Genomic DNA, 12,654 nt, shown 5'->3' on the forward strand with positions numbered 1-12,654 from the left:
GCCAAAATCCCCTGCAACCCCCACCCTTGAGCCCTCGCCCCTGCCCGTATGGAACCCTCCATGAGCGCCACGACGATCGCCGGCTGCCTGTTCTACAGCCTTGATCCACCTGCCCTCGCCCGCTTCTATGCCGAACTGCTGGGCTGGCCCATCACCGAACAGCAAGCCGATGACCAGCAACTGGCCCACCAGGGCTTCGAGCTGACCCTGGTCCAGGTGCCGCCAGCGATTGCTGCGCGCATCGTCCTCCAGGAACCGCCGCTGCCCCGCAGCGATTGCGCCTGCAAGCCGCTGTTCCAGGTAGACGACCTGGCCCGGGCCCGGCAACGCGCTGCCAAGGCCGGTGGTTGGGTGTACGAGGCCGAGCGCGAATGGCAATTCAAGAACGCCCGGGCCTGCGACGGCATCGACCCGGAAGGCAACCTCTTTCAATTGCGCCAACCCCTGCCCCACTAACCCACGAGGAGTACGCCATGCGCGCCACCGTCCTGGTCCTGGTTGAAAACGTCAACGCCTACCTGCCGCACCTCGAAGACCTGGGTTTCAAGCTGATCCTGGCGCCCACTGCGCAAGCCCGGGCCCAGGCGATCCGGGACCACGCCGGGCAGATCGACGCCGTGCTGACCCGCGGCCCCCTGGGCCTGACCGGGGCGGAGATCGACGCCCTGCCCCGGTTGCAGATCATCTGCGTGATCGGCGCCGGCTATGAACAGGTCGACCTGCAAGCGGCGAGCAACCGCGGGATCGCCGTGACCAATGGCGCCGGGGTCAACGCCCCCTCGGTGGCCGATCATGCCCTGGCCCTGCTGCTGGCCCTGGTGCGCGGCATTCCCCAGGCCGATGCCGCGGTGCGCCAGGGCCAGTGGCCAAAAGTCATGCGCCCGTCCCTGGCCGGCATGCGCCTGGGCATCCTCGGCCTGGGTGCCGTGGGCCAGGCCATTGCCCGGCGCTGCGCCCTGGGGTTCGACATGCCGGTGAGTTATCACAGCCGCCAGCCCCGCGCGGACCAGCCTTATCGCTTCTGCCCGACCCTGGTGGAACTGGCCCGCGACGTGGATGTGCTGGTGATCGCCACCCCCGGCGGCGCCGAGACCCGGCACCTGGTGGACCATCAGGTGCTGGAGGCACTGGGCCCCGAGGGCTTTGTGGTGAACATCGCCCGGGCCAGCGTGGTGGATACCCACGCCTTGCTCCAGGCCCTGCAGCAGCGGCGGATTGCCGGGGCCGCCCTGGATGTGTTCGACGACGAGCCCCAGGTCCCGGACGCCTTCAAGGTTCTCGACAACGTCGTCCTCACGCCCCACGTCGCCGGCCTGTCGCCCCAGGCCAGCCGCGACACCGTGGAGAGGGTCGGCCACAACCTGCAGGCCCACTTCGCAGGCCGGCCGCTGCTGACCCCACTGGTCCTGCCGCCCGCGAACTGACACCGCCCCGAGCAGCGCCTATGCTCCCCCGCTGGCGGGTGTGGGAGCTGGACGCGATCTACCCGCCCGCCTCGACCGCCCTTGCTCCTGCGGGATTGGCGGCCGGGCGAGGAAAATTCAAACGCTTGTATCAAAAGCAATGATTGTCCGGCAACACGCGCACCTATAAAGGCCCGCGGCGATTGTGAGCGGCCGGTAGGCGCATTAGATTAGCCAATAATCTCTGGCCTCCAGAATAAGCAGAAGGGATAAGCATGGCGCTTACAGACCAGTCCACCCGTACTCGCTCCGGCGAGGAACTTGACGCCAACCTGATCGATCCGTACCTCAAGGCCCACATCCCCGGCCTCAGCGGCACGCCGCGGATCAGCCAGTTCCCGGGCGGGGCTTCGAACCTCACTTACCTGCTGGAATACCCTGACCAGGAGTTCGTCCTGCGGCGCCCGCCGTTCGGCCACAAGGCCAAGTCGGCCCACGACATGGGTCGCGAGTTCCGCATTCTCAACCAGCTCAGGGACGGCTTCCCCTACTGCCCCAAGGCGTACGTGCATTGCACCGACGAGTCGCTGATCGGCGCCGAGTTCTATGTCATGGAACGGGTCAAGGGCATCATCCTGCGCTCCGACCTGCCGCCGGAGCTGGGCCTGGACGCCGGCCAGACCGAGGCCCTGTGCAAGAGCTTCATCGACCGCTTCGTCGAACTGCACCGGGTCGACTACAACGCCTGCGGCCTCGGCGACCTGGGCCGCCCCGAAGGCTATGTGCAGCGCCAGATCAAGGGCTGGAGCGAGCGCTACGAGAAGGCCCTGACCCCGGATGCGCCGCACTGGGACACCGTCAAGGCTTGGCTCAACGAGAAGATGCCCGCCGACCACCCGACCTCGAGCATCGTCCATAACGACTACCGCTTCGACAACGTGATCCTCGACCCCAACAACCCGATGCAGATCATCGGCGTGCTGGACTGGGAGCTGACCACCCTGGGCGATCCGCTGATGGACCTGGGCAACAGCCTGGCCTACTGGATCGAAGCCGCCGACCCGGCGCCAGTGCAACTGATGCGGCGCCAGCCGAGCAACGCCCCGGGCATGCTCACCCGCCGGCAATTCGTCGACTACTACGCCGAGCGCTCGGGCATCGAGATCGGCAATTTCGACTTCTACTACACCTACGGCCTGTTCCGCCTGGCCGGCATCGTGCAGCAGATCTACTACCGCTTCTACCACGGCCAGACCCAGGACAAACGCTTCGCGCAGTTCATTCACATGAACAAGCTGCTGGAGCAGATGAGCCTGCAGGTCATCGACAAATCCAGCCTCTGACCGCGCCCCGGCGCTCGACAACCCAACCAGGGAAAAACCATGTCCAAGACTCAGTTGTTCGACCTCGACGGCAAGATCGCTTTCGTTTCCGGCGCCAGCCGCGGCATCGGTGAGGCGATTGCCAAGTTGCTGGCCCAGCAAGGGGCCCATGTGATCGTGTCGAGCCGCAAGCTCGACGGTTGCCAGCACGTCGCCGACGCAATCATCGCCGCTGGCGGCAAGGCCACGGCGATCGCCTGCCACATCGGCGAAATGGAGCAGATCAGCCAGGTCTTCGCCGGCATCCGCGAACAGTTCGGGCGCCTGGACATCCTGGTCAACAACGCCGCCACCAACCCGCAGTTCTGCAACGTCCTGGACACGGACCTCGGGGCTTTCCAGAAGACCGTCGACGTCAACATCCGCGGCTACTTCTTCATGTCGGTGGAAGCCGGCAAGCTGATGCGCGAGAACGGCGGCGGCAGCATCATCAACGTGGCCTCGATCAACGGCATCTCGCCGGGGATCTTCCAGGGCATCTACTCGGTGACCAAGGCCGCGGTGATCAACATGACCAAGGTCTTCGCCAAGGAATGCGCGCCGTTCGGCATCCGCTGCAACGCCCTGCTGCCGGGCCTGACCGACACCAAGTTCGCCTCGGCGCTGGTGAAGAACGACGCCATCCTCAAGACCGCCCTGGCGCAGATCCCCCTCAAGCGCGTGGCCGACCCCAGCGAAATGGCCGGCGCGGTGCTGTACCTGGCCAGCGACGCCTCCAGCTACACCACCGGTGTTGCGCTGAACGTGGACGGCGGCTTCCTCTCCTGAGACCCGCTTGCACCTCCAGACAGGCAGCCCCCGGGCTGTCTTTTTCTTGTCCTGCGGGCGCTGACTGGCCAACGAACAGCCACTTGAACCCGGCGCTCGCCTCACGACGCCTTTTGCCGGCCAGCCGGCGCCTGCAGGGCCGCCTCGAAATTTTAATTCCAGCAATTGCAATTAAAGAATATTTATTCCATAACTAGCACTCCCTAGAACAATAATTCTGCAGGAGCGGTTATGGACGAACTTGGCATTGGCTTGATCGGCACCGGCTTCATGGGCCGGGCCCACGCCCTGGCGTTTCGCAGCGTCGGCGCGGTGTTCGAACTGCCGGTGCGCCTGCACCTGGCCGCCCTGGCCGATGCCGATGCGCAGCGCGCCGAACACTGCGCCGGGGCCTGGGGCTTTGCCCGGGCCCACGGCGACTGGCAAGGCCTGATCGCCGATCCCCGGGTCAATCTGGTGGCCATCACCACCCCCAACCATTTGCACTTCCCCATGGCCATGGCGGCACTGGCGGCGGGCAAGGCGGTGTACTGCGAAAAACCCCTGGCGGTCAGCGTCGAACAGGCCCGGCAGATGCACCACGCGGCCCAGGCCGCCGCAGTGGTGACCCGGGTCGGCTACAACTACCAGCACAACCCGATGATCGTCCTCGCCCGGCAACTGATCGGCCAGGGTGAGCTGGGGCAGTTGGTGAGCTTCCAGGGCGAGTTCAGCGAAGACTTCATGGCCGACCCGGATTCGCCCTGGTCCTGGCGTTGCGACCCGCAGCACGCCGGTGGCGCCCTGGCGGACCTGGGCAGCCACCTGCTGGCCATGGCGCGCTTTCTCATGGGGCCGGTGCAGGCGGTGTGCGCCGACACCCAGACCGTGCACCGGCAACGCCCTGTTCACAGCGCCAGCCAGCAACGTCGCGGCATAGAAGTCGACGATCAGGCCCACGCCCTGCTGCGCTTTGCCAATGGCGCCCGGGGCTGCGTGAGCAGCAGTTGGATCAAGCACGGCTACAAGAACCACCTGAGCTTCGAGATCAGCGGCACCCTGGGCACCCTGGCCTTCGACCAGGAACGGCTCAACGAACTGCGCCTGTACCGGGTCGGACAGAAAGGCTTCCAGCGCCTGCTGGCCGGGCCCGACCTGCCCGGCTACGCCGCCTTCAGCCCGGCCCCCGGGCATCAACTGGGCTACAACGAACTCAAGACCCTGGAGGTTCACGAACTGATCATGGCCCTGTGCGGCCAGGGTCGAGACGGCACGGATTTCGCCGAGGCCTGGGAAATTGAACGCCTGGCCGCGGCAATCCGCACCGCCGCCCAGGAACAGCGCTGGGTCCCCCTCCTGTAGCCGCTGCTGAGCCACGGCGAAGCTGCGCAAAGATCCGCAGGACCTTGCCTGACGATCGCCCGCCGATCTTCGCCGGCCTCAAGATCCCCGCGTCTCCTGCGGAGCCGTTCGCAGCCTGCGGCAGCGGCTACACAACCCCGATCGGCATTGCCTGTAGCCGCTGCTGAGCCACGGCGAAGCTGCGCAAAGGTCCGCAGGACCTTGCCTGACGATCGCCCACCGATCTTGGCTGGCCTCAAGATCCCCGCGTCTACTGCGGAGCCGTGCGCAGCCTGCGGCAGCGGCTACACAACCCCGATCGGCATTGCCTGTAGCCGCTGCTGAGCCACGGCGAAGCTGCGCAAAGGTCCGCAGGACCTTGCCTGACGATCGCCCGCCGATCTTGGACAGCCTCAAGATCCCCGCGTCTCCTGCGGAGCCGTTCGCAGCCTGCGGCAGCGGCTACAAGGGCAATGCGGCCAGGCGCACGGCCAGGGCCTTGGCTTGTAGGGCGACGTCGGTGACCGCGGTGCTTTCCCACCACAGGCCGCGCAACGGCGGGCCCAGGGCGAACAGGCGCGCGGATGCCTGGCCCCGGGCATCGTGCACGGCGCCGTCCGCCGTGGCGCTGATGCCCAGGGCCAGCGGACCGGGGGTGACCAGGCCGCGAGCCAGCAGTTGCTGCGGCAAGGGCCGCGCCACCCGGCGCCAGTCGTATTCGATGCCGCTGGAGTTGATCAGGGCATCGCCCGGCACGCGCACGCTGTCCGGGCTGCCGCGATAGCGCAGGCGGATCGCCAGGCGGCCGTCGGCGCCCGCCTCCAGCCCCTGGTAGCACGCGGCATGCACCCGCAACCGGCCTTGCTCCTGCAGGCGCGCCACCAGCGCCGCGCTCAAGGGCGGCGAGCGATGGTGATGGCTTTCCCACCAGGGCCGCACATGCCGCACGAACTGGCGTTTCTGCGCCTCGCTGGCCTGGCTCCACAAGCGCCCGATATGGGCCCGCACCGTGTCCAGCGGCGCTTGCCAGTCGATGCCCCGGGCCTGCGCCGCCTGGCACTGGCGCCGCAGCGCCCGGAACAACTGCCGGGGGCTGCACAGGCTCGGGTCGGCGGCGAGAAAATCCTCCCAGGCCGGCGGCTGGCGACGCACGTGCGGCAACAGCCCATGGCGGGAGAACACCTCGATCGGCCCGCGATGCCCGGCCTGCTCCAGGGACACCACGGCGTCGACCATGGTCAGCCCGGAGCCTATGATCAGCACCGTCGCCCGGGGATCGAGGCGGGCCATGGCGGCCACGTCCCAGGGGTCCAGCGCGGCGGCGTTGAGGCCGCTGGACCGGGTCTGTGGCGTGCGCGCCGCGGGGAACATGCCCGTGGCCAGCACCGCCCGCGCGCCCCGCAGTTGCCGGCCATCGGCCAGGGTCAGGAGCACGCCGTCAGGTTCGATTTCCAGGTCCACCGCTTCGCCCTGCACATGGCTCACCGAGGAGCCCTGCCCCCGGCCCTGCGCTTGCGCCTCGGCCAGCCGCTGCTGGACATAGACGCCAAACAGTCCGCGGGGCGGAAACAGTTCGCTGACCGGCACATGCTGGCGATCCGACTCGGGCCAGCCGCCCTCGGCAATGTGCCGGGTCAGCCACTGGGTCAGGTCATCAGCGTTGTCCGGGTCGACGCTCATGCGCGCGGCGTTGCCGTTCAGGGTGTGCCCCAGCTCCACGGCGCTGTAGGCCTCGCCACGCCCCAGTTCGTTGCGCGGCTCGATCACCAGGATCCGCCGCCGGCCCGGCCGGCGCAGCAATTGCGCGGCCAGCAAGGCGCCACTCAGGCCTCCGCCGACAATCAGAATGTCCGCATCAGGGTCGGCCGGGATGGTCGGTGGGGTGTGGTTCTGGCTCATGGCATGCTCGCGGTCAGTGTTTGCCCAGGTAGAAATCCTGCAGATCGCCCCGGGCCAGCAACTGCTCGGCGGTGCCGGACAGGGCCACCCGTCCGTTGTCCAGCAGGCAGGCGTGGGACGCGTACTTGAGCGCCAGATTAATGCTTTGCTCGGCGATCAGAAAACTCACCCCCGCCTCGCGATTGAGCTGGGCGACGATCTGAAAAATCTCCTGGACGATAATAGGCGCCAAGCCCATGGAAGGTTCGTCCAGCAGTACCAAAGTAGGATGGGTCATCAACGCCCGGCCGATGGCCAGCATCTGCTGCTCACCACCCGAGGTCAGGCCGGCACGCACCCGGCGCTTGGTCAGCAGCCGCGGAAACCAGTGGTAGATGCGCTCCAGATCCTCGGCCAACTGCCGACTGCCGAGGCCGCGGACAAAGCCGCCGCTGCGCAGGTTGTCCTCCACGGTCAGCTGGCCGAACACGTGTCGCCCCTCCAGCACATGGACCATGCCCTGGCGCACTCGGCGACTGGGGTCGACCCCGGCCAGGTCCTGCCCGGCGAAGCGGATGCTGCCCCGCCCCAGCTGGGCCCGCTCGGCCCGGCCCAGGCCGGAGATGGCCTTGAGGGTGGTGCTCTTGCCGGCGCCATTGGCCCCCAGCAAGGCGACGATCGCCCCCCGGGGCACGTCCAGGGACACCCCGGCCACCCCGAGGATGGCGCCGTCGTAGATCACCTCGATGTCCTGCACCTGCAACAGGTGCTCGGCCGCGGTGGCCGTGGCGCTGTGGCTCATGCTTCAGTCATCCCCGTTGCAGGTGCGTGGCGTCAGTTGCTTTTCCTTGGCGAAGGCCGCGGCCTTCTCGTCGATCAGCGGCCGCAGCAGCGCGCGGTCGGCGGCGATCCAGTCGCTGATCAGGGTCCAGTTGGCCCCGTCCCATTGCTGCACCCGGGCCGCGCCGCCGCCTTCGTGATCGCGGCACGACAGCTTGAGGTTCTGCATCAGCCCCAGGTAACCCATGTCCTTGAGCCGGGCGTCGTCGATGTTCAGGTGCTCCAGACCCCAGCGCCCTTCTTCGCCGTTGAGCGGGCGCTTGCCGAACTTGCCCTGGGCGGTGCGGATCGCCTCCACCGCCACCGCGGCGTTCACCAGCCCGGAGTTGTAGTACACGCTGCCGAAGTTCTTCAGGTCCTTGAGGTCGCTCTTGCCGGTATCGAGGATGTACTGCTTCAGGCGCTTGTGGATCTCGAAGTCGCTGCCCGCCGGGTAGGGTGTCAGCGCCAGGTAGCCCTTGGCGGCGACCCCGGCCGGCAGCACGTCCTCGCTGGAACTGGCCCAGATGTCGCCGATGATGTGATCCACCGGGAAGCCGAAGCGCGCCGCGGTCTTGACCGCCACCGGGGTCGACACGCCCCAGGTGCGCAGGAACACCCAGTCCGGGTTCTGCTGGCGGATCTGCCGCCATTGCGCCGATTGCTCGTTGCCCGGGTCGGCCACCGGAATCTGGATGTTCTCGAAGCCGTATTTTTCCGCCAGCAGCTTGAGCGGCCCGAGGGTTTCCCGGCCATAGGCGGAGTCGTGATAGACCGTGGCGATCTTCTTGCCCTTGAGCTTGTCGAACCCGCCCTCGCGCTGGGCGATGTAGTTCACCAGGGTCGAGGCCTCGCTGTAGAAGGTCAGCATCACCGGGAAGTTGTAGGGGAACACCGTGCCATCGGTGGCTTCGGTACGCCCGTAGCCCAGGGTAATGAGCGGGATCTTGTCCACCTCGGCTCGCTCGCTCAGGGCATAGGCCGCCGGCGCTCCGTTGGGCTGATAGACCGCCACCGGCGCGCCGTCCAGGCCCTTCTTGAAGCGCTCGTAGCACTCGATGCCCTTCTCCGCGGTCCATTCGGTCTCGCATTCCTGCCACACCAGCTTGACCCCGTTGATCCCGCCTTCCACCTGATTGATGTAGTTCAGGTAGTCGATCATCCCGGCCCACACCTGCACCCCGCTGGAGGCATAGGCCCCAACCCGGTAGGTGGCCAGGGGGAAGAACTGCTGGTCCGGCGCGGCCTGGGCCTGCGGGGTCAGCGCCGCGGACAGCAGCAAGGCCGCACTGGCCAGGGAAGCTTTCAAGGATGCACGCATGTTGTCTCTCTAGGTCTTGAGTGGAATTTCAGAAACGCAGCGGCCAGTGCCGCAGGCGCTCGCGCAGGTTGCTCAGCAGGCGGATCAGGCCCTCGGGCTCCTTGATCAGGAACAGGATGATCAGCACGCCAAAGATGATTTTCTGCAGGTTCTGCAATTGCCCGGCGTCCACCGCCCCGCCCAGCAGCCACTGCCCGGCGTGGCTGAGGAAGATCGGCAGCAGGCTGATGAAGGCCGCGCCGACGAAGTTGCCGGCCACGCTGCCCATGCCGCCGATAATGATGATGAAGAGGATCTGGAACGAACGATTGATATCGAAGCTGCTGGCGCTGGCGGTGCCCAGGTAGGCGAAGGCCCACAGCGCCCCGGCGATGCCCAGGTAGAACGAGCTGACGGCAAAGGCCTGGCGCTTGTAGCGGGCCACCGGGATGCCGATCACCGCGGCCGCGGTGTCCATGTCGCGGATCGCCATCCAGTTGCGCCCGACCTGGCTTTGCACCAGGTTCTGCGCCACCCGGGTCAGCAGCAGGACCACCACCAGGGTCAACAGGTAGCGCCCGGTCGGGGTATTGAGGTCATGCCCCCACAGGCTCAACTGCGGCGCCGAGATGGTGCCCGAGGAGCCGTAGTTGTAGAACCAGGGAAATTTGACGAACAGCCACTCCAGGAAGAACTGCGCCGCCAGGGTGGTGACCATCAGGTAGAAGCCCTTGATCCGTGAGCTGGGCAGGCCGAACAGCCAGCCCACCAGGGCACTGATCAGGCCACCGCCGAGCAGCGCCACGGGCAGCCCCAGCTCTGGCAGGCGCAGCACGAAGCCGTAGGTGGCAAAGGCTCCGACTGCCATGAAGCCGGCGGCGCCCACCGAGGTCTGGCCGGTGTAGCCGGTCAGCAGGTTGAGCCCGAGCCCGGCCAGGGACAGCACCAGGAAGGGAATCAGGATCGCGTTGAGCCAATAGTCGTTGGCAACCAGGGGCACCACGCCGCAGGTCAACAGCAACAGGCCGCTCAGGCCCAGGGGCAGACGGCGCTGGACCAGCAGCAGCGGCGCGGTTTGCCGGGTCAGGGGGATGGACATCAATTCACACTCGCTCGATGGCCCGCTCGCCGAACAGGCCGGCGGGACGGATGTAGAGGAAGGCCAGGGCCAGGACATAGGCGAACCAGGGGGTGATGCCGCCGCCGATCAGCGGGCCGATATAGACCTCCGCCAGGTTCTCGGCGGCACCGACAATCAGGCCCCCGGCAATCGCCCCGCCGATGGAGGTGAAGCCGCCGATGATCAGCACCGGCAGCGCCTTGAGCACCACCAGCGACAGCGAGAACTGCACCCCCTGGCGCGCGCCCCAGAGCAGCCCGGCCACCAGCCCCACGACCCCGGCCACGGCCCAGACGATCTGCCAGATGCGGTTGAGGTTGATGCCGATGGACAGCGCCGCCGTGGTGTCGTCGGCCACCGCCCGCAGGGAGATGCCGATGCGGGTCTTGTTGAACAGCACTGCCAGCACCGTCACCAGCACCAGGGCGGCCGCGGCGGCGATCAGGTCGAACTGGCTGACCATCAGCGGCCCGAGGAACAGCGGCACGTCGTCGATGCCCAGGTCCAGGGCGCGCACCTGGGAGCCCATCAGTCCCTGGGCCAGCCCCTCGATGATGAACGACAGGCCCAGGGTGGCCATGAACAGGGTGATCTGCGAGCGATTGACCAGGGGCCGCAGCACCAGGCGCTCGATCAGCCAGGCACCGATGATCATCACCAGCACCGTCAGCAGCAGCGCCAGGGCGAAGGGCACGCCCTGGTCGTGCAGGCTGACGAAGGTCAGGGCGGCGAACAGCAGCATCGCGCCCTGGGCGAAATTGAACACGCCGCTGGCCTTGTAGATCAGCACGAAGCCGATGGCCACCAGGGAGTACAGGGTCCCGGCCAGCAGGCCGCCGAGCAGGGTTTCGAGGAAGAAGTTCATCAGTGCACCCCCCCCAGGTAGGCGGCGATCACGTCGGGATTGGCCTGGACTTCGGCCGGCGTGCCATCGCCCACCTTGCGCCCGTAGTCCAGGACCACCACGTGGTGGCACAGCTCCATGACCACCCCCATGTCGTGCTCGATCAACACCACGGTGGTGCCCAGGTCACGATTGATGTCAGCGATGAAGCCGGCCATTTCCTGCTTTTCCTCGGCGTTCATGCCCGCCAGGGGTTCGTCCAGCAACAGCAGGCTGGGCCCGGCGATCAGCGCCCGCCCCAGCTCCACGCGCTTTTGCAGGCCGTAGGACAGGTTGCCCACCGGGACATCCCGCAGTGCCTGCAAATCGAGAAACTGCAGGATGCCCTGGGCCAGTTGGCGGAAGGTCGCGGCCTCGCGCCGGGCCCGGGGCAAGCCCAGGGCCTGCTCGATCAGGTAGGTGCGCGAATGCCGCGACAGGCCGGTGAGCAGGTTGTCGATCACGCTCATCTTCTTGAACAGCGCATTGTTCTGGAACGTCCGGCCAATGCCACGGCGAGCGGCGCTCAGCGGGTCGATGCGCGAATAGCTCTGGCGGTCGAAGACAATCGCCCCGCTGTCGAAGCGATAGACCCCGTTGAGCAGGTTGAGCAACGAGCTCTTGCCGGCGCCATTGGGTCCGATCAGGCCGCAGATTTCGCCACGGCGCACGTCGAACGACAGCTGGTTGATGGCCTTGACCCCCTTGAACGACAGGGACACGGCGCGCACTTGCAGGATGGGTTCGCTGGGGCTCATGCAATGTTCCGTTTGAATTCGGCGATCCAGGCCGGGGTTGAGGGGTGAGCATGCGACGGCGCCGGCTGCCAGATGAACTGCAGGCGGGCAAAGCCCAGCAACCGGCGCACCCGTTGCTTGAGCAGCCGGGGCAGTGGCCGGCGAGGATGGGCGATGACCCACTCGCACAGGCGCCGGCGCCAGCTGCCGGGAGGCGCCAGGCGGCTTTCGATTTCGTCCGCCAACTGCTGCAGGCGCGGCGGCGACAGCAGCAGGCCGCTGGGCGCCACGTCGCGGCGGTCGCGACTGGCGGATGCCGCAGTTTCGGGGAAGGCCAGGCTGTGGCCGCTGTTCAGCCAGTGCTCCAGCAACACCTGCAGACCCGCCGCCCATTGCGTGCCCTCTTCGCTCCACAACTGCTCGGCAGTGGCCGGATGGCGCCAATAGAGCTGGCGCTGGGGCGCTTCGCTGGGGCCGAGCAAGTCGGCAAAGCACAGCAGCGGCTGGCGCACCCCGGCGGGCAGGCGCGGCAAGGCTTGCCCGGCGATCAAAAGCCCCGGGGCCGGGCCCTGTTCCCCGGCGGCCACCCAGGCCAGGACCTGGCGCCGCGAGTGGACGAAGGCGTGGCTCGGCTGCAGGCGCCAAAGCGCCTGGCGCAGGGCCTCGGGCGCCAGCTCCGGGTCGAGGCTGAGCACCTCGGCGCCCAGGCTCCGGGCAGCCAGGGCCAGCAGCAACAGGTCCGGCTCGAACGGCCCGCTCAGGGCCAGCCGGGACTGCGAGTCGAGGCCTTGCTGGCGCAGGCCGTCGGCCAGACGCTCGACATCGCGCAGGGCATCGATCCAGCGCCAGGCGTACCAATGGCCGTGGCGCTTGTGGCGCAGGGCATTGTCCAACGGCCGGGCCTGGGCCCAGTGCCGCAACTGTTCCAGGGCACCGCTCAACTGCAAGCGGTCCTCGGGGGCTGATGCATCCGTGGTGGGCGGACGCTTGAGTTCATGCACGCTCATGAATTGACCTCGACAACTTGGCAAACGCGTGCGGTGG

12 protein-coding genes are annotated in these 12,654 nt (G+C 67.4%); 5 read left to right on the forward strand and 7 right to left on the reverse strand.

Annotated elements, in window-relative coordinates:
• Positions 1-60 precede the first annotated feature (60 nt).
• From ACMGG8_RS21435 to ACMGG8_RS21455, 5 genes are all read left to right on the forward strand, one after another.
• Complete coding sequence (locus ACMGG8_RS21435) at positions 61-456, forward strand: VOC family protein (RefSeq protein WP_414158360.1); 396 nt, start codon at positions 61-63, stop codon at positions 454-456.
• A 17-nt stretch (positions 457-473) separates the two neighbouring features.
• Entirely contained in the window at positions 474-1,424 is a 951-nt protein-coding gene (locus tag ACMGG8_RS21440; protein WP_414158361.1) for a 2-hydroxyacid dehydrogenase, read from the forward strand.
• 254 nt (positions 1,425-1,678) lie between these two features.
• Positions 1,679-2,746 carry a phosphotransferase family protein gene (locus ACMGG8_RS21445; protein ID WP_108543192.1) on the forward strand — a complete coding sequence of 356 codons (1,068 nt, stop codon included), beginning with the start codon at positions 1,679-1,681 and terminating at the stop codon, positions 2,744-2,746.
• A 39-nt stretch (positions 2,747-2,785) separates the two neighbouring features.
• Positions 2,786-3,553, forward strand: a complete 768-nt coding sequence (locus ACMGG8_RS21450) for an SDR family oxidoreductase (RefSeq protein WP_060838929.1) — start codon at positions 2,786-2,788, stop codon at positions 3,551-3,553.
• A gap of 231 nt (positions 3,554-3,784) precedes the next feature.
• Positions 3,785-4,894 (forward strand): Gfo/Idh/MocA family protein, encoded by a 1,110-nt coding sequence (locus tag ACMGG8_RS21455; RefSeq protein ID WP_414158362.1) that lies wholly within the window; start codon positions 3,785-3,787, stop codon positions 4,892-4,894.
• A gap of 441 nt (positions 4,895-5,335) precedes the next feature.
• Here ACMGG8_RS21455 and ACMGG8_RS21460 read toward each other — a convergent pair whose 3' ends face one another.
• The 7 genes from ACMGG8_RS21460 to ACMGG8_RS21490 are packed head-to-tail and all read right to left on the reverse strand — an operon-like array spanning position 5,336 to position 12,617.
• Positions 5,336-6,772 carry an FAD/NAD(P)-binding protein gene (locus tag ACMGG8_RS21460; protein WP_414158363.1) on the reverse strand — a complete coding sequence of 479 codons (1,437 nt, stop codon included), beginning with the start codon at positions 6,770-6,772 and terminating at the stop codon, positions 5,336-5,338.
• A gap of 13 nt (positions 6,773-6,785) precedes the next feature.
• Positions 6,786-7,553, reverse strand: a complete 768-nt coding sequence (locus tag ACMGG8_RS21465) for an ABC transporter ATP-binding protein (RefSeq protein WP_235758400.1) — start codon at positions 7,551-7,553, stop codon at positions 6,786-6,788.
• 3 nt (positions 7,554-7,556) lie between these two features.
• Positions 7,557-8,891 carry an ABC transporter substrate-binding protein gene (locus tag ACMGG8_RS21470; protein ID WP_102864475.1) on the reverse strand — a complete coding sequence of 445 codons (1,335 nt, stop codon included), beginning with the start codon at positions 8,889-8,891 and terminating at the stop codon, positions 7,557-7,559.
• A 28-nt stretch (positions 8,892-8,919) separates the two neighbouring features.
• Complete coding sequence (locus ACMGG8_RS21475) at positions 8,920-9,969, reverse strand: branched-chain amino acid ABC transporter permease (protein ID WP_060841929.1); 1,050 nt, start codon at positions 9,967-9,969, stop codon at positions 8,920-8,922.
• Positions 9,970-9,973: 4 nt separating this feature from the next.
• On the reverse strand, positions 9,974-10,855 hold the full coding sequence (locus tag ACMGG8_RS21480) for a branched-chain amino acid ABC transporter permease (RefSeq protein ID WP_414158364.1): 882 nt from the start codon (positions 10,853-10,855) through the stop codon (positions 9,974-9,976).
• A complete protein-coding gene (locus ACMGG8_RS21485; RefSeq protein WP_414158365.1) occupies positions 10,855-11,631 on the reverse strand; it encodes an ABC transporter ATP-binding protein in 777 nt (258 codons plus the stop codon). The genes ACMGG8_RS21480 and ACMGG8_RS21485 overlap by 1 nt, the downstream gene beginning before the upstream one ends.
• The gene (locus ACMGG8_RS21490) at positions 11,628-12,617 is read right to left on the reverse strand and encodes an AMP-binding protein (protein ID WP_414158366.1); all 990 of its coding nucleotides are present in this window, start codon (positions 12,615-12,617) and stop codon (positions 11,628-11,630) included. Before ACMGG8_RS21490 ends, ACMGG8_RS21485 begins: the two co-directional genes overlap by 4 nt.
• Positions 12,618-12,654: the final 37 nt, after the last annotated feature.

The organism is Pseudomonas sp. BNK-45 (assembly GCF_047456255.1).
In the GTDB taxonomy this organism is placed as follows: Bacteria; Pseudomonadota; Gammaproteobacteria; order Pseudomonadales; family Pseudomonadaceae; genus Aquipseudomonas.